The organism is Erysipelatoclostridium sp. An173, assembly GCF_963931465.1.
In the GTDB taxonomy this organism is placed as follows: domain Bacteria; phylum Bacillota_I; class Bacilli_A; order Erysipelotrichales; family Coprobacillaceae; genus Thomasclavelia; species Thomasclavelia merdavium.
Window position 1 is genome coordinate 644231 of record NZ_OZ007017.1, and the last position, 24945, is coordinate 669175.

Here is a 24945-nt window from a genome sequence, read left to right on the forward strand (position 1 = left end):
ATGTTATCAAATTCAAAATTAGGTTTTGGTTTAATGAGATTACCAAAAGATAAGCAAGGAAATATTCAAATTGATGAAGTTCAACGAATGGTTGATTCTTTTATGGGCAAAGGTTTTAATTATTTTGATACCGCTTATGCCTATGCTGGTAGTGAAGAAGCGATTAAAGAAACACTAGTTAAAAAATACCCAAGAGATTCTTTTTCTTTAGCCGATAAATTACCAGCCTGGAAATTAAAAAGCCAGGATGATGTTCAAAGGATTTTTACTGAATCTTTACAATTATGCGGTGTTGATTATTTTGATTTTTATTTATTACATAGTATTGAAAAAAGTCATTATCCAACTTATGAAAAATATCAATGCTTTGATTTTGTTAAAGAGATGAAAAAGCAAGGCAAAATTAAATACATTGGATTTTCTTTTCATGATGATGTCCAGTTTTTAGATAAAGTTTTAACTGAACATCCAGAAATGGATTTTGTCCAATTACAATTAAATTATTTAGACTGGGAAAATGGAGTTATTCAATCTAGACAAAATTATGAAGTAGCTAGAAAACATCAAAAACCAATTGTAGTTATGGAACCGGTTAAAGGAGGGACATTAGCTTCTTTCCAGCCAGACATAGAAAAAATTTATAAAGATTATGCTCCTGATAGTTCAATTGCTTCATGGGCTTTACGCTATGTTGGATCACTAGAAGGGGTAATGACGATTTTATCAGGAATGTCAAATATTGAACAGATGAATGATAATTTAAATACAATGAGTGACTTTAAAAAAATTAATCATACAGAGGCTGATTTGATTCATCAGGTTACTAATCAAGTACTATCTTATCCAACCATTCCTTGTACAAAATGTCGTTATTGTACCCCAGGATGTCCAATGAATATTCAAATTCCTGATTTATTTACTGCTTATAATAGTGTAAAAATGTATGGAGCTAATCGACGCTATGATACTTATTATAAAGACCATAGTACCGGAGATTATCAAAAGGCTAGTGCCTGCATTGAATGTGGCAATGTGAAGGAGTATGTCCACAGCATTTAGAAATTATTTCTTTATTAAAAGAAGTAGCTGAAGTTTTTGATAAATAATGTAATTAATAGTTTATCAGTGATCAACCTGTCTTTTTATATATTTGATTGATGTTTAAAATTTTGAATGTTAAAATTAAAGAAAGAATATCATTATCTAGTAAAAAGAAAAGAGGGTTGATTATGGATGAAGAAAATACAATAGTTGATTTTGACTTTAAAACATGGATCAAAGAACATGACAGCGATGATTATCAAGTTGAAGTTGTTAGTGATGAAACTATTAAGTTAAAAACTGAATATGGTGAAGCTAAGATTAATTTTATCAAGATTGAAGAAAGTCTAATAGTTGAATTTAAAATATTATCTAAAAAAGATGATTCGGTTAAATTCTACTTACATTTTGAATTAAAAGATGAAGAACACGCTAAACAATTATTTGATGAAATGGTTGGAACTTTATTATCATTAAAAAATGAAAAAACAATAAAAGTTCTTTTATCTTGTACTGCCGGTTTAACAACATCAATGTTTGCTGAAAATTTAAATTCAATTGCTGGTATGATGAATTTAGATTATCAATTTGATGCCGTATCATATTTGAATATTTATGAAGAAGTAGATAAATATGATGTAGTATTGATTGCACCGCAAATCGGTTATATGTTACAACGATTACAAGACAGTTTATCAGATAAATTAGTACTACAAATTCCAACAGCAATCTTTGCAAGCTATGATGCTTTAGAAGCGCTGAAGTTTGTAAGTAGCGAGGTTGAAAAATATTATAGTAGAAAAGCAGAAACTGAAGATAAAAAAGAAAAAAGTCATTGTATTCAATATGAAAAAAGAATTTTATCGATTGTCATTTCTACTGATCAAGCGCAAACAAGAATTTATTATCGTTTAAATGATAAGTGTGAAATAATTGATAGTAATATGATAATTAAACCAACGATGAATGTTTATGATTTATACGATATTATTGATACAGTTTTATTGAAACATTCATATATTGATGTAATTGGAATTGCTATACCGGGGATAGTTAGAGGAGATAATCAGTTAAAAAGCTCAATTGATGGTAAAAACATTGATTTAAAAAATGATTTTGAAAAGAAATATGGTATTGAGGTGTTTACTTATAATAATGCTAATGCAACTGTTGTTGGTTTTGCTTTGGAACATCCTGAATATAAAAATATTGTTTTCCATTCACAACCATTTGGCTATGGTGTTGGTGGTCAAGGGATTATCTCTAATGGTAATTTAATTACTGGAAAAAACGGTATTGCTGGTGAAATAAGATATTTTATGCGTAGAATGCAATTTTCTGATGATATTTCTAAATTAGCTTGGAGTGAACCAGGCGTTTTGGAATTAGTAACTAAAGCCCTTTTACCTACTATTTGTGCTGTAGGACCAGAAGCAGTAGCTTTGTTTTCACCAATGACACCAGATATGGATGAAATAAAAAACAAGTTGAAATCATTTATTCCAGCCGAATTTTTACCAGAGTTTTATTGTATTAAAGAAGTAAGTTCATATTTATTAGATGGAACTACTAAATTATGTGTTGATGATATTAAAAATAGTCAAAACGAGGCATTTGAGTAAGATGCCTTTAATATTTATCAAATATTTTAAAAACAAATCTAGAATTGTGGATATTAAAAGCCATTAATTCTAGATTTTTTTAGTAGTATATATGCTTTATAAGTATAGTTACTACTTCAATATAAGCATTTGATATTAAAAATATTGAAATATATAATTTAATAAAGCTAAACGGTATTGATTATAAGAATATATTTAAATAAAGGAGTGTAATGATATGAAAATAAAAGTGACAAATCAATCAAAACAAATTATTTTTACTTTAAATGAAAGTGATGGAGCAAAATCACTATATCAACAATTACCATTAGAAACAAAAGTAGAAAATTATTCAAATAACGAAAAAATTTTTTATCCATCTAAGTCTTTAGCTACCAAAAACACGCCATTATTATCAAGTGGACAAGAAGGTACTTTAGGTTATTTTTCACCATGGAAAAATGTTGTTATGTATTATGATCGATGTGGCAGTTATAATGGTTTATATGTTTTAGGTGAGGCCATTAAGGGAAAAGAAAATATTAAAAATTTATCAGGTACGATCCTTATTGAAAAGGTGGAAAATGAAGATGAGTAAAATATTAGTTGTTGTTGGTAGTGGAAACGTTCATGGTAATACTGATCAATTATCAGACGCTTTTATCAAAGGGGCTAAGGAAGCTAGTCATGATGTTACTAAAATTATATTAAATAAAAATATTATAGGCTGTCAAGGTTGTCAGGCTTGTCAACATAATGAACATCAATGTGTTATTAAAGATGCTATGCAGGACTATTATTCTTTATTTGAAGATGCTGATGTGCTTGTTTTAGCTTCACCGCTTTATTTTTGGAGTATATCTGGAAGGTTAAAATCATTTATTGATCGTTTATATGCTATTTCTACAGATGATAAATATCCTAGTAAAGATACAGTATTATTAATGACAAGCGGTAGTGATGAATTTTATGCTTTTGAACAGTCAGTATCATTTTATCGCTTTTTAACAAAGGCTTTAGGCTGGAATGATAAGGGCATGGTACTTGCTGATGGTTGTAGCGGACAGATAGGAAATAAAATTGTTGATAAAAAGTTTTCAAATGAAGCTTATGAATTAGGAAAGAGTATAGTTTAAAAGATTAGTACTGGTTATTTGTTTAAAGGATTATCGTTTTGATAATAATTTAATTTTATAATTATTATCAAAAGGGGAGAAAATTATGATTAATTTTGAAAGAGAAGTTAAAGATCCAGTATTAATTGAAGATATGTTAAAGATGTTTAATATTGTAAATGTGGATATCAATGGTGATGATGGTTATCCTTATGTCGTACCACTTAATTTTGGTTTTGAGGTAAAAGACAACAAGTTTATTTTTTACACTCATTTTACGAAAAGAGGATTGAAAGTTGATTTAATCAAAAAAAATCCGAAAGTATGTTTGGAATTTAGTGCTTTTAATGATTTTCCTGATCATAAATATAAAGGGCATTATCATGATTATCGTAGTGTTATTGCCAAGGAGACTATGAAATTAATAGATGGTAATGAAGATTATGAGACATTTAAATGTGTATATAATTTATTGTATCTATGTAATAACCGTGAAATAAAACCATTAGAAAATCGCCCAGCCATACCACCAATGTATATTGGTATGGTTGAATGTGATTTAGCTAATATTACGGCTAAATCTGAATTCCCGCTACATAGTGTTGAAGATGTTCCGTTTATTGATGTATACTCTAAAGAAGCTGATTAAAAGAAAAAATAAATAAGGATAAAGGATGCTAGTTGTAGCATCCTTTATTAAAAAGTAAAGATTGGAGAAATTGTAATAGTGTCTAATTTGTTATCATTAAAGTCATAGACTACTTTGATGTTAGCTTCATTATAAGTAATACCGATTTGTCCAGAGACAACATTATCTTTTTGATCTTTGATAATTTGACTATAATATTCCTGGTTAAAAAGATCACAAATATCCTGGTAATTCATTTTTGTTTTTGCCCCATTATCTAATTGATAATGATCAGTTTTTAAAACAATTTCTTGAATTAAGTTCGAAGAATCCACGGTTATTACCATATCATCATTTGAATAAATAGTAGTATCATTATTTGTAGTAGTTAGAAAATCTTGATTAAAAAAGTCATCATGATCATCTATGTTATGATTAACAGTAATTATATTACTATCATCAATGATAACATTATAACCACTATCTTGATTATTGTTTTGACAACCAGTAAATATAGTTAAAACAAAGATCAGTGATAAAATTATTTTTAATTTTTTCATTTGTCCTCCTTTTATAAAAGTGGTGCTAAAAAGTTTAATTGTTTTTCTAATTAAAATGTATCAAATTAGATTGACTTTGACAATTAGTATCGTTCTTGTTTTTTAAAAAAGATAATGGCATAATAAAACAAGGAGGTAAGCTACGATGCTACAACAAGAAAGACATAATCAAATTTTGGCGCGATTGAATTTAGAAGGTCAAGTTAGAGTAAAAGATTTAAGTAAAGATTTTAATGTTACTGAAGACTGTATTAGAAAAGATTTAAATATTTTAGAAAAAGCCAATAAATTAAAAAGAATTCATGGTGGGGCAACCTGCATGCGTTCAAATTTACATACAGTAAATGTAAGTCAACGACGAGATGTTCGGGTAGAAGAAAAAAAGGCAATTGCTTTAAAAGCGATTGAGTTAATTAAACCAGGGATGATGATTTTTTTAGATATTTCTACAGTTACTTTAGAAATCGCTAAATTAATTTATCAGCGCAATTTAAAAATAACTGTTGTTACAAATATGATTGATATTATGGAGATTTTTACCCGTGATTGTAATACTAATTTGATTTTTATTGGTGGTGAATTGAATCGGGCTCGTGATGGATTTATTGGTGCTATTACTATTGAACAAATAAAGAAATATAAGTTTGATCTTTCTTTTTTAGGGGTAGTTGGAATTGATGTTTTTAATAATAAAGTAGCTACTTATGATATTAATGATGGTTTAACTAAAAAAGAAGTTCTTAATGCCAGTCGAAAATGTTACATGGCAGGTGAAACGATTAAGTTTGAATTAGATGGTAATTATTTGTTTGGTGATATTAGTGATTTTAGTGGTTATATTTGCGAAGGTGGACTAGATAGTAGAATAGAGAATAAATTAAAAGATGTTGGGATTGAAATCATTTAGCGATGATTTCTTTTTTTTATTGAAAAATTAGTGAAATTTATTGTTTTTTATTGAATTTAATAAAAAACAATGTATAATTAAGACGTAATCAATAAAAAACGATAAAAAAAGGTGGTTTCTTAGATGGATGATTTGTACCAAAGTGAAAGAATTGGAATTTTAAAAGATAAGATGCTAAAGGCACCGCGTTATGCTTCGATTGAACAAGCTAGAATTATTACAAAGGTTTATCAAGAAAACGAAGGGTTATCAATTAGTAAAAAAAGAGCATTATCTTTAAAAGCTGCTTTAGAACAAATGGAAATAGCAGTAGAACCAGAAGAACTAATTGTAGGGAATCGAACTAAAGGAGTTAGAGCGGGAGTTGTATTTCCTGAAAGTGGTAGTTCCTGGGTAGTAAAAGAGTTTGAAACTTTACCAACTAGACCTCAGGATAAATTTTTAGTTAATGATGAAGATATTAAAGAATTTAAAGAAAAAATTTATCCTTATTGGCAAGGTAAATCATTGGAAGATAAAATTAAACAAGAGTATGGTGATAAAATTAATGCAATTAGTAAAGTTGTAAAAATTAATCAAAAAGATCATGCTCAAGGTCATATTTGTCCTGATACTGCTTTATGGCTACGTTTAGGACCTCAGGGTTTGATGGAAAAAGCCCAAGAAAAATTGAAAACTTGTTGTAAAGAACATCAAGAATTTTACCAATGTACTATATTGGTTTTACAGGGCGCTTGTAACTTTATGATTCGCTATCATGATTACATTATGGAGATTATTGATGATGTTGATTTTAAATATCAAGAATCATTAAAGCAGGTTGCTAATAATTGTTATAACTTAGCTAAAAGACCGCCCGAGACTTTTCATGAAGCTATTCAGTCACTATGGTTTTTATTTGTAATCTTGCATATGGAATCTAATGCTTCTTCGTTTTCACCAGGACGAATTGATCAATATTTATATCCATATTATTATCATGATATTACTAATAATATAATTACTAAACAACAGGCTTTAGAAATATTAGAATGCTTATGGTTAAAATTTAATCAGATTGTCTATTTAAGAAATCAAAACAGTGCTAAATATTTTGCCGGTTTTCCAATTGGTTTTAATGTAGCTATTGGGGGACAAGATGAAGATGGTAATGATACGTACAATGAATTATCATTGTTATGTTTAAAAGCACAATATCATCTAGGATTACCACAACCTAATTTATCAGTGCGATTAAACAAAAATACATCACATGAATTAATGCAAGAAGCAATTAAAGTAGTCGCTAAAGGTAGTGGCATGCCACAGTTTTTCAATGATGAAGCAATTATTCCAGCGATGATCAATGATTTAAAAATTGAAGAAAAAGACGCTCGTAACTATGCTATTGTTGGATGTGTAGAACTAACAACCCATGGTAATAATTTAGGCTGGTCAGATGCAGCGATGTTTAATTTGAATAAAGCATTAGAATTGACACTAAATCATGGTAAGTGTTTGCTTAGCGGAAAACAAATTGGTTTGGATTTAGGCAGTTTAGAAACATATAATAATTTTGAAGAATTAGAAGCGGCATTTAAAAAACAAATTGATTATTTTATTGATGAAATGATGAAAGCTGAAGAAGTAGTTGAAAGAATTCATCAAGAATGTTTACCAACAGCCTTTTTATCTACTGTAATCGATGATTGTTTAGAAAATGGTATTGATGTTACAAGAGGCGGTGCTAAATATAATTTATCAGGTATTCAAATGATTCAAGTTGCCAATTTAGCTGATTCATTAGCCGCTATAAAACAATTAGTTTACGATAAAAAAATGATTTCAAGATCTCAGTTACTAGAAGCTTTACAAGCTGACTTTAAAGGTTATGAAATTATTCAAACAATGCTATTGCGTAAAGTTCCTAAGTATGGAAATGATGTTAAATGGGTTGATGAATTAGGTAGTAAGTGGGCTGGATATTTTAGAAGTCGAATGAATGACTATACTAATTATCGAGGTGGTCTATATCATACTGGTATGTATACTGTTTCTGCCCATGTACCAATGGGAGAAAATCTTGGGGCATCACCAGATGGTAGAAATGCTTTGACACCTTTAGCTGATGGTGGGATGTCACCGGTTTATGGTCGCGATTTAGCGGGGCCAACAGCAGTATTAAAATCAGTATCACGGATGAAAAACTCATATACTACAAATGGTGGTCTTTTGAATATGAAGTTTTTACCAGAATTTTTTGCTACTAAAACTGGAATGCAAAAATTTGAAAGCTTCTTGCGGGCATTTGTTGATTTAAAAGTACCTCATATTCAATTTAATGTCGTTAATCGTGAAGATTTATTAGATGCTAAAATTCATCCTGAAAGACATCGTTCTTTAACGATTCGGGTTGCCGGTTATACTGCATATTTTGTTGAGTTAGCCGATAAATTACAAAATGAAATTATTGAAAGGACGACTTATAGTGACATCTAAAGCATTAGTGTTTGATATTAAAAGGTTTGCGGTTCATGATGGTACTGGACTTAGAACAACGATATTTTTTAAAGGATGTCCTCTTAGATGTAAATGGTGTCAAAATCCCGAAGGATTATCACCTAAAAGACAACCGCTATATTTTAAAAATGATTGTATTCATTGTCAAAGATGCCTTGAATTTAGTGAACCGGGTCAAATAGAATATCTAGAGCAACGACCATATTTTAATTATGATTATATAGGAAGTTTTGACAATTTAATTGATGCTTGTCCTAGTGGGGCGATTCGTTATGATAGTATTGAATATGATGTTGAAACTTTAATTGAAAAAATTAAAGATGATCAGGTTTTTTATCGTGATGATGGTGGGGTTACTTTTTCTGGAGGTGAACCATTATTACAAGGGTCGTTTTTATTAGAAATATTGAAACGTTGTAAAGATGAAAAAATTCATACGGCAATTGAAACGACTATGTATGCATCTTTAGATTTAATTAAAAGTATTTTACCGTATTTAGACTTAATATATATTGATCTAAAGCTATTTGATGAAAAGTTGCATCAACAATATACAGGTGTTTTACCAAAACTAATTAAAGAAAATATTACTTATGTTTTAACGAGTCCTTATAAAGATAAAGTAATTATTAGAACACCATTGATACCATCAATGACGGCAACAGATAGTAATATTAGTCAAATTGTGCAGTTTTTAGTAAATATATATCCAGATGTTAAATATGAATTATTAAATTATAATCCACTAGCAGCGTCTAAATATGAATTAATAAATGAGCAATATACATTAGATAGTAAATTAAAAATGTTTAATAATGAACAAATGGAACATTTTTATCAGCTAGTTAATCAAAATGGATTAAAAAATATAATTAAAGAATAGGAGATAGTTATGGAATTTATAATTGATACAGTAGATTTAAATGAAATTAAAGAAGCAGTAGAGTATTTACCAATTTCAGGAGTTACTAGTAATCCTTCAATAGTAAAAGCAACTAGTCCTGAAAATTTCTTTGATCATATGCGTAAAATCAGAGAAATGATTGGAATGGAAAACAGTTTGCATATCCAGGTAACTGGTTTGGATTGTGAAACTATGGTTAAAGAAGCTAAACGAATTGTAAAAGAAATCGATGATTTAGTATATATTAAAGTACCTGTTTCATATGAAGGAATTAAAGCTATTAAAGAATTAAAAAATCGTGGTATGAATGTAACGGCGACAGCTGTTTATGATTTAATGCAAGCCTATATGGCATTAGAAGCTGGAGCTGATTATATTGCTCCATATGTAAATCGTATCGGTAATTTAGGAAGTGATCCATTTGAATTGATCCATGAATTATCATCAAGAATTGAAGTAGATGGATATGATTGTAAAATATTAGCAGCAAGCTTTAAAGGGGTACAACAAGTTCGAGATGCTTTTAATAGTGGCTCACATGCAATAACAGCACCAGTAGCTGTATTAAATCAAATCTTCAAAAATCCAAACATTGAAAAAGCAGTAGCAGATTTTAATAATGACTGGTATGCAATGTATGGTGAGGGTAAAGAAATTTGTGATTTATAAAAAATTATGATTGATATAAGCTCTGGTATTTAGGTATTTAAATACTAGGGTTTTTATTATGCGTTATAGTAATAGTTTTATTAATTATTGATATTGTACTTTTATATTTTGATATATCAAAATATGATAAAAGGATGGCGATAAAATAATGATTAATAAAATAAGAGAAATTGAATTTATAAATAAAATTCCTGATTTGTATTTTAAAAAAGCTAATAATAAAGGAACAGTTATTCAAGTATTTTATGATTCGGTTGATTACACAATTAAAAATAACCCAACCAGCTTATGTGTATTTACCATTTGGTTATAATAAAAATCATCATCACATTAAATATAATATTTTGTATTTGATGCATGGCTGGAGCATGCAGGCAGGTAATTTTTTTGACTGTAAAAAAGGAAATTTAATTAATTTATTAGATCGAATGATTGAAAATAAAGACATTCAACCACTAATTGTTGTTAGTGCTACTTTTGATGTTTTAAATCAGCCCCAAAATTTTATGCGCTCTGTAGCAGAAATTCAAGTATTTAATCAGGTTAATAGCCAGATGTTAGAAATGATACAAAATCAAACTTTTAATGAAAATAATTGTTGTTATGCTATTAGAAAAAATGGTCGCCATAATATTGCTACATGTGAAGAATATCTGTATCATGCTTTAAAAATTATTTTTAAATATGAAAAGTAATTCTAAAAATCATAGCTTATAGGCATTGTATATATTTACTATAGGTATTAGACATTTTAAATTGTGCTAGTTAAAATATAAGTGTCAAGAAAAAAGATACTTAGAAAGGAAGATAAGTTATGGAAAAAAGAGAATTAGGTAAAAGCGGTTTAGTTACTTCTAAAATGGGCTTTGGTTGTATGGGGTTAAATTATCATCGTGGTGTCGCTAAAGATCGTAATGAAATGATTAAAGTTGTCCTTGAAGCAATCGATGCAGGTATTACAATGTTTGATACAGCAGCAGTTTATGGACCATATACAAATGAAGAATTAGTAGGTGATGCTTTAGTTGGATACCGTGATAAAGTGCAGATTGCTACTAAAGGTGGTTTTAAAATTGATGGCTTAAATAATGAATTAGATAGTCGTCCTGAATCACTTAGAAAACAATTAGAGGATTCATTAAAAAGATTAAAAACAGATTATATTGATTTATATTATATTCATCGTGTTGATCCTAATGTGCCAATTGAAGATGTTGCAATGGCTATGAAACAATTTAAAAAAGAAGGATTAATTAAACATTGGGGATTATCTGAAGCTGGTGTCGAAACTATTCGTCGTGCTCATAAAGTTGAGCCATTAGCAGCTGTTGAATATGAATATTCAATGTGGTGGCGTGAAATTGAAAAAGATGTTTTACCAGTGTTAGAAGAATTAGGAATTGGTTTAGTTGCATATAGTCCTTTAGGTAGAGGTTTTTTAACTGGTAAATTAGATAAAAATACTACTTTTGGTGAAAATGATAATCGTGCAGATTTGCCAAGATTTACAAAAGAAGCTATGGCTGCCAATCAAGTAGTTATTGACTATATTAACGAGCTTGCAACAGCTAAAAATGCTACTGCCGCTCAGATTGCTTTAGCATGGGTCATGGCTCAAAAACCATGGATCGTTCCAATTCCAGGAACTACTAAAATTTCTAGAATTCATGAAAATATTAAAGCAGCTAATATTAAGTTCAGTGATGAAGAAATGAAGACGATCAATGATGCTTTAAGTAAAATTGAAATTGTTGGTGATCGTTATCCAGAATCAGAAAAAAGAAGAACTGGTAATTAAATATTTCAAACAAGAGCGTAACCGCTCTTGTTTTGGTATACCTTTAAGGTATAGAAAGGATAATTAATAAGTATTAGACATATATAAAAAACAGGTTTAAGATAATATTGTCAAAAGAATACAATTAGAAAGAAGTGAGATTATGAAAATAGTAAATCAAAATTTCGATGAAGAAAGAGCTTTATATGGGCTTCATGATAGTGAAGTAATTAGTTGTAATTTTCAAGGTCCTCAAGATGGTGAATCACCATTTAAAGAAACCCATGATATTCTTGTAGATAGTTGTTATTTTGCATTAAGATATCCATTTTGGCATGTTAATCATGCTAAGATTATAAATACTGAAATGACTGATTTATGCCGGGCAGCTTTATGGTATGATAATGATGTCACTATTGAAAATAGTAAATTACATGGTATTAAAGCAGTCCGTGAATGTCACAATGTTTCATTGAATAATTGTGATATTATTTCACCAGAATTTGGCTGGATGAGTGCTAATTTAAAATTGAGCAATTGTAAATTAACTGGTGAGTATCCATTTTTACACAGTAATGATATTGAGTTGGATCATTTTGAGTTAAGTGGTAAATATTCTTTTCAATATGTAGAAAATATGGTTATTAAAAATTCATATTTAGATACTAAAGATGCTTTTTGGCATAGTAAAAATGTTACTGTTTATGATAGTGTTTTAAAAGGAGAATATTTAGCCTGGTATAGTGAAAATTTAAAATTAGTACGTTGTAAAATCATTGGTACTCAGCCGCTATGTTATGCTAAAGGATTAATTTTAGAAGATTGTGAAATGATCGATACTGATTTGAGTTTTGAAAAAAGTGATGTTCAAGCAACAATTAAAGGAAATATTGTTAGTGTAAAAAATCCTGAATCAGGTTATATTTGTGCTGATAGCATTGATCAAATCGTATTAGATGCACCAACAAAATGTCAAATTCGTTGCTGCAATGTTATGAATTTTAATCAAGAATGCAAAGAATGTACTATCACAAATTAAATAGGACTTAAAAACTGACTTATGATAGGTTCCCGCTAAAGTAGATATATAAAATAAATGTATCTGCTTTAGTGGGATTTTTCTATATTATATTGATTAATATTTACTCTGTTTATTTGATGAAAACTAGATTATTATAGTTAGCCGTTTTTGTTTACAACAAGCTAACATCAATGATAAAATTAAATAAAAATTGAGGTGATCATGATGGAAATACGAGTTTTAAAATATTTTTTAGCTGTAGCTAGAGAAGGAAATATTACTAGAGCTGCAGAAGTATTACATATTACCCAGCCAACCCTTAGTCGTCAGTTAATGCAGTTAGAAGATGAATTAGGTGTAGCGTTATTTATTCGTGGCAAAAGAAAAATGATCTTAACAGATGTTGGAATGTTATTAAAAAGAAGAGCTGAAGAAATTGTTAGTTTAGCTGAAAAAACCGAGCTGGAAATTAGTAATCAAGATAATGATGTGAGTGGTGAAATTGTTTTAGCTTGTGGTTTAACTGAAGCAACTCAAACCATGGGAAGATATATTAAAGAATTTAAGGAAATATATCCAGATGTGGTTTTTAAAGTAAAAAACGGAAATTCTGATTTTATCATGGAAGCAATCGATAATGGTTTAGTTGATCTGGGTTTTGTTATTGAACCAATTGATTTGGAAAAATTAAATTTTTTGAAAATGAATCAATTAGAAACATGGGGAATATTGATGAAAGCCGATTCACCGCTAGCTAGTAAAGATTATTTAGAAGCATCAGATTTAATAAATATACCATTAATAAATACCGCAAGAATTGAAACACAAAATCAGTTGAAAAACTGGATGGGAAACGATTATGAAAAACTTAATTTTGTTGCAGTCTCTGAATTATCATCTACTGCAGCTACTTTAGTAGAAAATGATGTAGGTTATGCAATCGTTATTGAAGGGTCTACAAGCAATGTTATTAGTGACCAGCTATGTTTTAGACCGCTTTATCCTAAAATGACAACAGCTTCATTAGTTATCTGGAAAAAATATCAGTCTTTTAGTTATACAATTTCAAGATTTATTGATTTTATTTCTAAAGAGATTAAAGATGGTAAATAAAAACAAGTTTGATATTATCAAATAATATCTACTTGTTTTTTTATTCTTTTAAAGATTGATACAAAAAGATGAATTTAATAAAAATATGGTTTTTTAATAAGTCAACAAGGCTGAATATTAAGTAAAAATATGATTTTTATTGATAGAATGACTATTAATTAGGTTTGAAAGTAAAAAAATTGCTTTTCATTTTTTTGATATTTTGTTAGAATAGGGAGCGGGTCCAATCCAACAATTTTTTAAGTTTTACTGATTTAATCAAGATAAGTAGTCGATCATAGTAAAAGAATACTTGTTTTGATTACTATATATTTTTACCAGCACTCTGAAAGCGTTATCATTTTTTGATGAAATGCACCTTTAATTATGATATAATGATTTTATCTTAGAAAAGGGGGAGTGACACATGCTCGATGATTTTTTGATTCACGTATTTCATAAAGGAAATACTTTAGAGGCGTATAAAATTTTTGGTGCTCATTTGGAGACAAACAACCATAAAAAAGGTGTCCGCTTCACCGTTTATGCACCTAATGCACGTAGTGTACAAGTCGTAGGTGATTTTAATGATTGGGATGGAAGCAATCACTATATGGAAAAATATACCGATGGTGGTATTTGGACTTTGTTTATTCCTGGAGTTAAGGAAAAAGCATTGTATAAATATCGAATTGAAACCCAAAATTTTGCGACTGTTGATCGTGCAGATCCATACGCTTTTTATAGTGAATTACGGCCTGGAACTGCATCAAGAGTATACAATATTGAAAATTTCCGCTGGTCGGATAAACGCTGGTTAAATGCCAGAACTAAAAACTTTGATAAACCAATGAATATTTATGAAGCAAATATTGGTTCTTGGAAAATGAAAAAAGATTTTACAGATGAAGAAGATGGTGAATTTTATACTTATGAAGAAATGATAGATTTGATCATTCCTTATTTAGTTGAAAATCATTATACTCATCTTGAATTGATGCCATTAACTGAGTTTCCATTCGATGGTTCTTGGGGATATCAGGCAACTGGTTACTTTAGTGTAACAAGCCGTTATGGTGAACCAAAGGGATTGATGAAATTCATAAATGCTTGTCATAAAGCTGGAATTGGTGTTATCATGGATTTTGTTCCAGCTCATTTTGTAAAAGATGGACATGGTTTATATCAATTTGATGGCGGTTTTGTTTATGATTATCCAGATATTAATCGCCGTTATACAGAATGGGATAGTGTTTATTTTGATGTTGGGCGCGAAGAAGTACGTAGCTTTTTGATGAGTAGCGTTGGCTTTTTTGCTAAATATTTCCACGTTGATGGAATTAGATTTGATGCAGTAAGCAATTTAATTTATTGGAAGGGAAATAAAGAAGCTGGTCTAAACGACGGAGCAGTAGAATTTATGCGTAGAATGAATAACCACATGAAAGGATATTTCCCTGGGGTTATGTTAATTGCAGAAGATTCTAGTGATTTTAATGGCGTTACTAAATCACCAGACGTTGGTGGTCTAGGATTTGACTACAAATGGGATTTAGGTTGGATGAATGATACTTTGAAGTACATGAAATTGGATCCAGTATATCGTCAAAGTGACCACAATTTAATTACTTTTTCAATGGCATATTTTTATAGCGAAAACTTTATATTGCCATTTTCACATGATGAAGTTGTTCATAGTAAAGGTACCATTGTTGATAAAATCTGGGGTACTCATGAACAAAAATTTGCGCAATTAAAAACGCTATATACTTATATGATGATTCATCCAGGTAAGAAATTAAACTTTATGGGAAATGAATTAGGTGAATATAAGGAATGGGACGAAAAAGTGGCATTGGGATGGAATATTTTAAAATACCCAATTCATGATTCTTTCCATCATTTCATGATTAGATTAAATGAAATCTATAAAAATTATCAATGTATGTATGAACAAGACTATGGCATGGACGGTTTTGAATGGCTTGTTGTTGATGATCGGGCTCAAAGCGTCTTTGCAATAGAAAGAAAAGGAACTGATGGTAGTTCATTGATTGCAGTAATGAACTTTACTGCTAATAAGCATGAAGGTTATAAGATTCCAGTAAACAAACCAGGATCTTATAAAGAAATTCTTAATAGCGATACTGATATTTATAGTGGAAGTAACTATACTAACAAACGTGCTATTAGAGCTAAAAAAGGTCAAACTTTAAATAAAGAATATTATATACCAGTGAATATTGCTCCTTTTGGCAGCATGATTTTCGAATATAAAGCACCAAAATAAAACTGGTATCAAAAAGGAGATAATATGTTTAAGAACAAAGAAGAATTTAAATTTGAGTTTTCACGTAGAATTATTGAATCATATGGACGTACTGTTGAAGAAAGTCATATTACTGAACGTTTCTTAGTATTAGAAACAATGGTTCGTGACTATGCTTCAGTTAACTGGGCAACTAGTAAAGCTATGATTCGTAACAATTGTCAAAAACAAATGCATTATTTTTCAATGGAATTTTTAATGGGACGTCTTCTAGTAAACAATATGATGAATCTTGGTATTTATCAAATTGCTAAAGAAGGATTAGCTGAATATGGTATTAACATTCATGATTTAGAAGAATTAGAAAGCGATGCTGGACTTGGAAACGGTGGTTTAGGTCGTTTAGCAGCTTGCTTTATGGATTCTTTAGCTTCATTAAAATATCCAGGTCATGGACATACTATTCGTTATGAATATGGTTTATTTAAACAAAAGATCGAAAATGGTTATCAAATTGAATTACCTGATCAATGGATGCAGGTAGGATTTAACTGGGAAGTAAGAAAACCAAAACATCGTGTACCAGTAAAATTCTTTGGAAAAATTGTTTTCAATGAAGAAACAGGAAAATATGAACATGTAGATGCTGAAGAAGTATTTGCAGTTCCTTATGATGTACCTATCGTTGGTAATGATACAGTAACAACAAACACATTACGTTTGTGGTCTGCAGAAGCTAGTGATAATATTCCTGCAAATCAGGATTTTAGACAATACGTTCAAAATGTTCGCGATATTTGTCAAATGCTTTATCCTGATGATTCAACACCAGCAGGAAAAGTGTTGCGTTTAAAACAAGAATATTTCTTTACATGTGCAGGATTAGCTTCTATTGTTAAAGCACATTTAAGACAATATCCTAGTTTAAGTAATTTCCATGAAAAAAATGTTATTCAATTAAACGATACTCATCCAGTTTTAGCAATTCCAGAATTGATGAGAATCTTAATTGATGAACATGATTATGAATGGGAAGAAGCTTGGGATATTACTACTCAAACATTTGCTTATACAAACCACACTATCTTAGCTGAAGCAATGGAAACTTGGCCAATTGATGTAATGCAATCATTATTGCCAAGAGTTTATCAGATTATTGAAGAAATTCATCGTCGTTTTGTTGGGTATGCTAAAATGGTTAGTGGACACGATGATGAATTAGTAGATCGAGTAATGATTTTACGCGATGGTACTGTATATATGGCAAAACTTGCAATTGTTGGAAGCTTTAGTGTTAACGGTGTTGCTAAATTACACTCAGATATTTTAGCTGAACGTGAATTAAGAGATTTTGCCGTTTTATACCCAAATAAATTCAACAATAAAACAAATGGGGTAACTCATCGTCGCTGGTTAGCATATTGTAACCCTGAATTATCATCATTAATCACTGAATATATTGGTGATAGCTGGATCAAACATCCAGAAAAATTAGAAGATTTACTAGATCATGTTGATGATCCGGTACTTCAAGAACGTTTCTTAGATGTTAAAAGAGAAAGAAAACAAATTCTTGCTGACTATATCAAAGAACATAATGGTATTACAGTAGATGTTGATAGTATCTTTGACATTCAAGTAAAACGTCTACATGCATATAAACGTCAATTATTAAATGTATTACACATTATTGATTTATATTTTAGAATGAAAGATAATCCTGATTATCGTATTGAACCAAGAACATTCATTTTTGGAGCAAAAGCAGCAAGCGGATACTATTTTGCTAAAAAAGTTATCAAATTAATCAATAGCGTTGGAGAAGTGGTAAATAACGATCCAGAAACTAATAAATACTTAAAAGTTGTTTTCTTAGAAAACTATGGAGTAACATTGGCAGAAAAAATTATGCCAGCAGCTGATGTTTCAGAACAAATTTCAACAGCAGGTAAAGAAGCTAGTGGTACTGGAAATATGAAATTCATGATGAACGGTGCAATTACTTTAGGTACTTTAGATGGTGCTAATGTTGAAATTTCTGAACTTGTTGGTGAAGATAACTGCTTAATCTTTGGTTTGAAAGATTTCGAAGTAAAAGAATTACGTGATAGCGGAACTTATCGGGCATGGGATTACTACAACAATAATCCAAGATTAAAACGTGTTATTGATAGTTTGATGGATGGAACATTCATCGATAATCGTGAAGAATTCAGAGTTATTTTTGAAGAATTAATGAACAAAAATGATGAATACTTTGTTTTAGCTGATTATGAATCTTATTGTGAAACACAAAGAAAAGTACGTGATTTATATCAAGATCGTAATCGCTGGGCTAGAGCATGTCTTGTAAATATTGCTAAAAGTGGATTCTTCTCATCAGATCGTACAATTCAACAATATGTTGATGATATCTGGCATTTAGAAAAACTTAAATTCTAGTTTTAAAGCTAAATACTAACAAGGATAAATCGATTGGGGATTTATCCTTGTTTTATTGAAAATAACTAAATTATTTTTTATAAAAAAGTTATTTAAATTATATTAATAAAATCTTAATAAATGGCTTGTTAACTTCACTCATTTCATTGCCTTATTGTAAATGATAAGATATAATGAGTTCGAGATGAAAGGATGAATGTCATGGAAAATAGTGCTGTAAGAATGATTGCTAAAATGATTTTAGCGAACAAAATGGAAGTATTACTAGTTAGACAATATTATGATGGAAATTCAGATAGATTTTATTTACGCAATGTATTGACTGGTGACTTACAAAAAATTATGATTTCAGCTAAATATGTTGAAGAGAAGTATACGCATTATTTTTTTGATGATGTCAATATTGATTTTACACAAGTTTATCAAGTTTTAGATGCTTATGGTTTAAGTGAGACATTACAGTATACCCCACTTATTAATGATCCCGAGTTTATGAAAGTTAATTATTATGACGGACATGATTTAGGAAGTACTTACTATCCTGATTATACTGTTTTTAAAGTTTGGGCGCCAACTGCTTTAGAGGTTAAGGTAATGGTAAAGAAAAACCATGAGTTCATTAGCTATGACATGAAAAGAGTAGAAAATGGCGTTTTTAGTTTATATTTATCAGGAGATTATGATAATTGTGAATATCTTTATCAAGTAAGGCATCATGATAGTTTTATTAATGCATTAGATCCATATGCATATAGTTCTTCAGCAAATGGTAGAAGTAGTATAATAATTGACTTGAATAAATGTATGATCGATTTGAATCGTCAATATTTAAAACCATTGAAACAAAAAACGGATGTCATTTTATATGAACTTAGTGTCCGTGATTTTACGATGTATGAAAATAGCCCAAGTAAACATAAGGGGAAGTTTTTAGGTGTTAGTGAAGCTGGCTTAATTACTAAACATGGAAATAACGCTGGATTAGATTACTTAGTAAATTTAGGGATTACGCATGTTCAGCTAATGCCGATTTTTGATTTTGCAACGGTTGATGAAAATCAGCCTCATCTATTATATAACTGGGGTTATGATCCAGCGCAGTATAATGTTCCTGAAGGAAGTTATTGCAGTGATCCTAATGATGGTTATAGCCGTGTTTTAGAGTGTAAAGAAATGATTGCTCGATTACATCGTCATGGTTTAAGAGTTATTATGGATGTGGTTTATAATCATATGTATGATGTAAATGCTAGTCCATTTGAACGAATTGTGCCTGGTTATTATTTTAGAAAAAATATGGATGGTACTTTGTCAAATGGTTCTTGGTGTGGTAATGATTTAGAAAGCTGTAATTATATGGTTCGTAAGTATATTATTGATATGTCAAGAAGATGGCAAAGTTTTTATGGTGTTGATGGTTATCGTTTTGATTTAATGGGAATCATTGATATTGAAACAATAAATCAAGTATATCAAATTTGCCATTCATATGATAAATCATTTATGGTCTATGGTGAAGGATGGAATATGCCAACTAGTTTACCTGATGATCAAAAGGCGATGCAGTTTAATCATTATAAAATGCCAAATATTAGTTTTTTCAATGATGAATTTCGTGAAGTTATTAAAGGTGGCAGCAGTGATGGTGTTTTGGTTAATAAGGGATTTATTACTGGAAATCTTTATGAAACTGAACGAGCACGTAATTGTATTATGGCATGTAATCGTTATACATCACCAGATCAATCTATAAATTATGTAGAATGTCATGATAATGCAACTATCTTTGATAAATTATATATTTCTAATGTTGAAGAAGGGTTAAATGGAATTTTAGAACGGCAGAAAAATTTAACTATTGTAACATTACTATCACAAGGTATTCCTTTTATTCATGCTGGTCAAGAATTTTATCGTACCAAAGGAGGAATTGGTAATAGTTATAATTCTCCAGATAATATCAATTCTATAAATTGGGATTTTCGAGATATATATAAAGATGATGTTGAAGACATTAAAAAGATTATTCAATTAAGAAAAAATAATAAATGTTTCCGTTATTCTACGGTAGAAGATATAGAAAAAAATATAATAGTTGAAAATATTGACTTTAAGATGTTAAAATATACTCTCAAACAAGATGAGGGAGAATATCAGAAATTTGTAATCTATATTAATCCGTCTAATTTTACGTTTGATTATGACGAAACTGATTATCAGCTGCTTTATGGATTGATTACTGATAGTCAAATTGGAGCTAAAACAGTTGTTGTATTAGCTAAATAATATTAGATAAGGAGAATTAAATTGAAATTAATTGTTGGACTAGGAAATCCTGGTAAGGAATATGAAGCAACACGTCATAATTGTGGTTTTATGGTTATTGATGCGCTTGCTGATAAATTAAATGTAACAGTTGATCAAAAGAAATTTAAAAGTTTATATACTAAATTTAAATATCATGGTGAAGATGTTATTTTATTAAAGCCGCAAACATATATGAATTTATCAGGGGAAGCAGTTATTGCTGCAATGAATTTTTTCAAAATTGATATCGATGATATTCTAGTTATTTATGATGATTTAGATATGCCGGTTGGTAAATTACGTTTACGTAAAAGTGGAAGTGCCGGGGGTCATAATGGAATAAAAAATATTATCTCACATGTATCATCACAGAATTTTAAACGAATTCGTGTTGGAATTGACCGTCATCCCTATATAAAAGTAGTAGATTATGTATTATCAAAATTTACTAAAGAAGAAACAGCGGCTATTAAGGAAGGTATTGATCGAGCTTGTGATGCTGTTATAGATTGTCTGGATCATGATTTTGATTATGTTATGAATCATTATAATTAGAGGTAATTATGAAAAAAATAGATGAGATTTTAAAGAAAAATCTGGCTTTTAAGACTCTGCTTAATGGCCAGGGAAGTATCGTTGTAAACAATGTAAATGATGAGGCACTATTAATAGCTAGTGCCTTTTTGCACTTGAAAAAAGATATTGTTGTTATTAAGCCGAATCAATATGAAGCCAATCTATTGTATCAGCAATTAGCTTTGATCAATGAACAGGATTGTTTATTTTTTCCAGTTGATGAGTCATATCGAATTGAAACATTGGCTTCATCACCAGAATTATTAGGACAAAGAATTGATGCATTATATCAATTGAGTCAAAATAAGCCTAAAATTTTAATTACTCACGGTCAGGCACTGGTTCGATATTTACCAACAAAACAATTATTTTGTGATAATTGTTTGGATATTAAAGTTGGCGATCATATCGATATCTATCAGTTACAAACAAAATTAATTAATGCGGGATATCAAAATGCGATGCGAGTCGATCAGCCATTTTATTTTTCTAAGCGTGGTGGAGTTATTGACGTTTTTTCGATTCAATATGAAAATCCAGTTAGAATTGAGTTTTTTGATGATGAAATTGATAATATTCGTTTCTATGATCAAAACAGCCAGCGAACAATTGAACATGTAAATCAAATTACAATTATACCTGCTAGTGATATTTTATATGAAGAAAAAGAAGTACGAGCAGTATTAGGAAAAATAAATGATTTACGTGATCAGCAGTTTGAAGAATTAGAAGAAATGTATCAGGATGAATATTTAAACAAGGTTGCTATTGACCAGGAAAATTTACGTAATCATGATACTAGCTTTAATATGTATAGCTATTATAATTTGTTTAATCAAACTGCTAATTTGTTGGAGTATGTTAATGATCCATTAATTATTCAAGTAAATCGTCATGATATTGAAATAGCATATAAGAATTACTTAGAAGAAAACTTTTATTATTATCAAGAACTAGCTAGTATTGGTAAAAGTGTTAAAGGATTAAATTTATTTAGTGATTTGTATCAAATTTTAGATCAGGATGCAGTATTCTTTAATCCGTTTGCTAAAGATGACAAAGATGTCTTCTTTAATGCTCGGGGTATCATGTTAGATAATAATGATGAAAATCTGTTGGTCAAAGAAATTAGGGATTATCTAAAAGTTTCTAAAGTATTAATTGCATTAGATGATGAACATCAAATAAAACTTATGTGTGAATTATTTGATCGTCATGAAATGTTATATACATTAGTTGGTATCAAGGATGAATTATATCCAGGATTAAATATTGGTATTTATCGATTAAATGCGGGGATTGAGTTAGTTGATGAAAAACTAGTAATCATCAGTGCTAATGAGTTATTTAAAACTCGTAATTTAAATAAACCTAAGTATTTAAAATATAAGAACGCTAAGATAATTAAAGATTATCAAGAGTTAAATGTTGGTGATTATGTAGTTCATGACAACTATGGAATCGGTCAGTATTTAGGAATCAAAACTTTAGAGGTTCAAGGTTTTCATAAAGATTATTTGTATGTGGCTTATGCTAATAATGATACTTTATATATCCCAGTAGAACAATTTAAATTAATTAGAAAATATTCAAGCAGTGAGGGAAAAATCCCTAAAGTTAATAAATTAGGAAGCTCTAATTGGCAAAAGACTAAGGCTAAGGCCCGTAATAAAGTTGATGATATTGCTGATAAATTAATCGAAATTTATTCAGCGAGAATTAACCAGCCTGGTTTTGCTTTTCCACCAGATGATCAAATTCAATTAGAATTTGAACAGGCATTTGGTTATGAATTAACGCCTGATCAACAGCGTTCAGTTGATGAAATAAAGGCTGATATGGAAAAGCCAACTCCAATGGATCGCTTGTTATGTGGGGATGTTGGTTTTGGAAAAACGGAGGTAGCTTTACGGGCTGCTTTTAAAGCAATCTTAGCTAATAAGCAGGTAGCTTTCTTATGTCCAACGACAATTTTATCGATGCAGCATTATAAAACCATGGAAGCTAGATTTAAAGATTTTCCAGTAAGGATTGCTTTATTGAATCGTTTTACTTCTTCAAAAAATAAAAAACAGATTTTATCTGATTTAAAACAAGGTAATATCGATTTATTAGTGGGAACACATCGGATTTTATCTAAAGATGTTATTTTTAAAGATATTGGTTTATTATGTATCGATGAGGAACAGCGTTTTGGAGTACGTCAAAAAGAACGTATCAAAGAATATCGAAAAACAATTGATGTTTTAACATTGACAGCAACACCAATTCCACGTACTTTACAAATGTCATTGATGGGAATTAGGGGACTATCACAAATTGAAACGCCACCTAAAAACCGTCAACCAGTACAAACATATGTGGTTGGTAAAAGTAATGTTTTAATTAAACAGATTATTGAACGTGAATTAGCACGTGATGGTCAGGTTTTCTATTTATATAATCGAACTAACCAAATTGCTAATGTTGCATATAATATTTCTTTGGCAGTACCTCAAGCTAAAGTGGCGATTGGGCATGGTCAAATGGATAAAAATGAACTTGAAGATGTTATGATGCGCTTTGTAAATAAAGAGTTTAATGTTTTGGTTTGTACAACAATTATTGAAACTGGAATTGATATTCCTAATGCGAATACTATAATTGTTGAAGATGCTGATCGTTTTGGTTTAAGCCAGTTATACCAGATTAAAGGACGCGTTGGCCGTAGTAATCGTGGTGCTTATGCTTATTTATTATATAATCCAGGCAAGATTTTAAATGAAGAAGCTAGTAAACGTTTAAAAGCGATTAAAGAATTTACAGAATTGGGTAGCGGTTATAAAATTGCAATGCGTGATTTAGCGATTCGTGGTGCTGGTGATATTTTAGGTGGTACTCAATCTGGATTTATTGATTCGATTGGTTTTGACATGTATATGAAAATTCTTCAAGAAGCTGTTAATGAAAAAATGGGTAAAGTTAATGAGGAAAAAGAAATTAAGTCAGTTAATGTTAATGTTGACGGTTATATTCCTCATGACTATGTTTCAAGTGATATTGAAAAATTAGAATTATATCAACGCCTTGATCAGGCTAAGACAATTGTAGCTATCGATCATTTAAAATCAGAATTTATTGATTATTATGGTAAATTACCTAAAGAGGTTGCCGTATTAATTGAAAAGAGAAAGTTAGATATTTTAGCTAATAGTGAAATAATAGAAGATATTGTTGAAGTTAAAGGAAAAATGCAGGTTACTTTTACAAAACAATATAGTAAAGAATTAAAAGGTGATCAATTATTTGAATTAGTTAATCGTTTATTTACACGACCTGGCTTTAAACAAAGTGGTGGACAGGTTATGTTATTATTGCCTAAATCTGATCAATGGTTAGAACGAATTAATCAATTAATATCAACATTAAGTGCTTCTTAGGATATTAAAAATTAAATTGATGAAAACAGAAGTGGATATCATTTTTAAATGATTTTAAGCTTCTGTTTTTATTTTATGATTTTAAACAATAAAAACATCAAATATTTGATGTATATAA

Annotated in this window: 19 protein-coding genes; 18 read left to right on the forward strand and 1 reads right to left on the reverse strand. The window is 29.7% G+C overall.

All coding sequences use genetic code 11. From position 1 onward, the window contains the following. The 5 genes from ABGT36_RS03310 (at position 1) to ABGT36_RS03330 (ending at position 4406) form a co-directional block, all read left to right on the forward strand. On the forward strand, positions 1-1059 hold the full coding sequence (locus tag ABGT36_RS03310) for an aldo/keto reductase (RefSeq protein ID WP_346676818.1): 1059 nt from the start codon (positions 1-3) through the stop codon (positions 1057-1059). A 170-nt stretch (positions 1060-1229) separates the two neighbouring features. Next, positions 1230-2663, forward strand: a complete 1434-nt coding sequence (locus ABGT36_RS03315; RefSeq protein WP_346676820.1) for an ROK family protein — start codon at positions 1230-1232, stop codon at positions 2661-2663. Between the two features lie 217 nt (positions 2664-2880). Continuing rightward, a complete protein-coding gene (locus ABGT36_RS03320) occupies positions 2881-3240 on the forward strand; it encodes a cyclophilin-like fold protein (protein WP_087373764.1) in 360 nt (119 codons plus the stop codon). Continuing rightward, positions 3233-3778 (forward strand): flavodoxin family protein, encoded by a 546-nt coding sequence (locus ABGT36_RS03325; protein ID WP_300078406.1) that lies wholly within the window; start codon positions 3233-3235, stop codon positions 3776-3778. The genes ABGT36_RS03320 and ABGT36_RS03325 overlap by 8 nt, the downstream gene beginning before the upstream one ends. Positions 3779-3863: 85 nt before the next feature. Continuing rightward, on the forward strand, positions 3864-4406 hold the full coding sequence (locus ABGT36_RS03330; protein ID WP_346676823.1) for a pyridoxamine 5'-phosphate oxidase family protein: 543 nt from the start codon (positions 3864-3866) through the stop codon (positions 4404-4406). A 47-nt stretch (positions 4407-4453) separates the two neighbouring features. Here the strand turns inward: ABGT36_RS03330 and ABGT36_RS03335 are convergent, their stop codons facing one another. After that, positions 4454-4945: a hypothetical protein gene (locus tag ABGT36_RS03335; protein WP_346676825.1), complete on the reverse strand. Its 492-nt coding sequence runs from the start codon at positions 4943-4945 to the stop codon at positions 4454-4456. 145 nt (positions 4946-5090) lie between these two features. Between ABGT36_RS03335 and ABGT36_RS03340 the strand changes: the two genes are divergently transcribed. The 13 genes from ABGT36_RS03340 (at position 5091) to mfd (ending at position 24827) form a co-directional block, all read left to right on the forward strand. Next, positions 5091-5852 (forward strand): DeoR/GlpR family DNA-binding transcription regulator, encoded by a 762-nt coding sequence (locus ABGT36_RS03340; protein ID WP_300078397.1) that lies wholly within the window; start codon positions 5091-5093, stop codon positions 5850-5852. A 123-nt stretch (positions 5853-5975) separates the two neighbouring features. Then, entirely contained in the window at positions 5976-8330 is a 2355-nt protein-coding gene (locus ABGT36_RS03345; protein ID WP_346676828.1) for a formate C-acetyltransferase/glycerol dehydratase family glycyl radical enzyme, read from the forward strand. Next, positions 8293-9234: a glycyl-radical enzyme activating protein gene (locus ABGT36_RS03350; protein ID WP_346676830.1), complete on the forward strand. Its 942-nt coding sequence runs from the start codon at positions 8293-8295 to the stop codon at positions 9232-9234. The genes ABGT36_RS03345 and ABGT36_RS03350 overlap by 38 nt, the downstream gene beginning before the upstream one ends. 9 nt (positions 9235-9243) lie before the next feature. Then, entirely contained in the window at positions 9244-9924 is a 681-nt protein-coding gene (locus ABGT36_RS03355) for a fructose-6-phosphate aldolase (RefSeq protein ID WP_346676832.1), read from the forward strand. Between the two features lie 245 nt (positions 9925-10169). After that, on the forward strand, positions 10170-10619 hold the full coding sequence (locus tag ABGT36_RS03360; RefSeq protein WP_346676834.1) for a hypothetical protein: 450 nt from the start codon (positions 10170-10172) through the stop codon (positions 10617-10619). A gap of 119 nt (positions 10620-10738) precedes the next feature. Next, the gene (locus tag ABGT36_RS03365) at positions 10739-11722 is read left to right on the forward strand and encodes an aldo/keto reductase (RefSeq protein ID WP_346676836.1); all 984 of its coding nucleotides are present in this window, start codon (positions 10739-10741) and stop codon (positions 11720-11722) included. Between the two features lie 142 nt (positions 11723-11864). Further along, the gene (locus ABGT36_RS03370; protein ID WP_296884420.1) at positions 11865-12740 is read left to right on the forward strand and encodes a DUF3737 family protein; all 876 of its coding nucleotides are present in this window, start codon (positions 11865-11867) and stop codon (positions 12738-12740) included. 207 nt (positions 12741-12947) lie between these two features. Continuing rightward, the gene (locus tag ABGT36_RS03375; RefSeq protein ID WP_087300439.1) at positions 12948-13835 is read left to right on the forward strand and encodes a LysR family transcriptional regulator; all 888 of its coding nucleotides are present in this window, start codon (positions 12948-12950) and stop codon (positions 13833-13835) included. 406 nt (positions 13836-14241) lie between these two features. Further along, positions 14242-16104, forward strand: a complete 1863-nt coding sequence (glgB, locus tag ABGT36_RS03380; protein WP_087300437.1) for a 1,4-alpha-glucan branching protein GlgB — start codon at positions 14242-14244, stop codon at positions 16102-16104. Positions 16105-16128: 24 nt separating this feature from the next. After that, positions 16129-18525 (forward strand): glycogen/starch/alpha-glucan phosphorylase, encoded by a 2397-nt coding sequence (locus tag ABGT36_RS03385; protein ID WP_087300435.1) that lies wholly within the window; start codon positions 16129-16131, stop codon positions 18523-18525. 201 nt (positions 18526-18726) lie between these two features. Next, entirely contained in the window at positions 18727-20811 is a 2085-nt protein-coding gene (pulA, locus tag ABGT36_RS03390; RefSeq protein WP_346676839.1) for a type I pullulanase, read from the forward strand. 21 nt (positions 20812-20832) lie between these two features. Beyond that, a complete protein-coding gene (pth, locus tag ABGT36_RS03395; protein WP_087300431.1) occupies positions 20833-21387 on the forward strand; it encodes an aminoacyl-tRNA hydrolase in 555 nt (184 codons plus the stop codon). Positions 21388-21395: 8 nt separating this feature from the next. Then, on the forward strand, positions 21396-24827 hold the full coding sequence (gene mfd / locus ABGT36_RS03400) for a transcription-repair coupling factor (RefSeq protein WP_087300429.1): 3432 nt from the start codon (positions 21396-21398) through the stop codon (positions 24825-24827). Positions 24828-24945 lie beyond the last annotated feature (118 nt).

Bases quoted from the DNA above. Each gene is read 5' to 3' on its own strand.
- ABGT36_RS03310 (WP_346676818.1), top strand. From the start codon at position 1: ATGTTATCAAATTCAAAATTAGGTTTTGGTTTAATGAGATTACCAAAA.
- ABGT36_RS03315 (WP_346676820.1), top strand. From the start codon at position 1,230: ATGGATGAAGAAAATACAATAGTTGATTTTGACTTTAAAACATGGATC.
- ABGT36_RS03320 (WP_087373764.1), top strand. From the start codon at position 2,881: ATGAAAATAAAAGTGACAAATCAATCAAAACAAATTATTTTTACTTTA.
- ABGT36_RS03325 (WP_300078406.1), top strand. From the start codon at position 3,233: ATGAGTAAAATATTAGTTGTTGTTGGTAGTGGAAACGTTCATGGTAAT.
- ABGT36_RS03330 (WP_346676823.1), top strand. From the start codon at position 3,864: ATGATTAATTTTGAAAGAGAAGTTAAAGATCCAGTATTAATTGAAGAT.
- ABGT36_RS03335 (WP_346676825.1), bottom strand. From the start codon at position 4,945: ATGAAAAAATTAAAAATAATTTTATCACTGATCTTTGTTTTAACTATA.
- ABGT36_RS03340 (WP_300078397.1), top strand. From the start codon at position 5,091: ATGCTACAACAAGAAAGACATAATCAAATTTTGGCGCGATTGAATTTA.
- ABGT36_RS03345 (WP_346676828.1), top strand. From the start codon at position 5,976: ATGGATGATTTGTACCAAAGTGAAAGAATTGGAATTTTAAAAGATAAG.
- ABGT36_RS03350 (WP_346676830.1), top strand. From the start codon at position 8,293: ATGAAATTATTGAAAGGACGACTTATAGTGACATCTAAAGCATTAGTG.
- ABGT36_RS03355 (WP_346676832.1), top strand. From the start codon at position 9,244: ATGGAATTTATAATTGATACAGTAGATTTAAATGAAATTAAAGAAGCA.
- ABGT36_RS03360 (WP_346676834.1), top strand. From the start codon at position 10,170: ATGATTCGGTTGATTACACAATTAAAAATAACCCAACCAGCTTATGTG.
- ABGT36_RS03365 (WP_346676836.1), top strand. From the start codon at position 10,739: ATGGAAAAAAGAGAATTAGGTAAAAGCGGTTTAGTTACTTCTAAAATG.
- ABGT36_RS03370 (WP_296884420.1), top strand. From the start codon at position 11,865: ATGAAAATAGTAAATCAAAATTTCGATGAAGAAAGAGCTTTATATGGG.
- ABGT36_RS03375 (WP_087300439.1), top strand. From the start codon at position 12,948: ATGGAAATACGAGTTTTAAAATATTTTTTAGCTGTAGCTAGAGAAGGA.
- glgB (WP_087300437.1), top strand. From the start codon at position 14,242: ATGCTCGATGATTTTTTGATTCACGTATTTCATAAAGGAAATACTTTA.
- ABGT36_RS03385 (WP_087300435.1), top strand. From the start codon at position 16,129: ATGTTTAAGAACAAAGAAGAATTTAAATTTGAGTTTTCACGTAGAATT.
- pulA (WP_346676839.1), top strand. From the start codon at position 18,727: ATGGAAAATAGTGCTGTAAGAATGATTGCTAAAATGATTTTAGCGAAC.
- mfd (WP_087300429.1), top strand. From the start codon at position 21,396: ATGAAAAAAATAGATGAGATTTTAAAGAAAAATCTGGCTTTTAAGACT.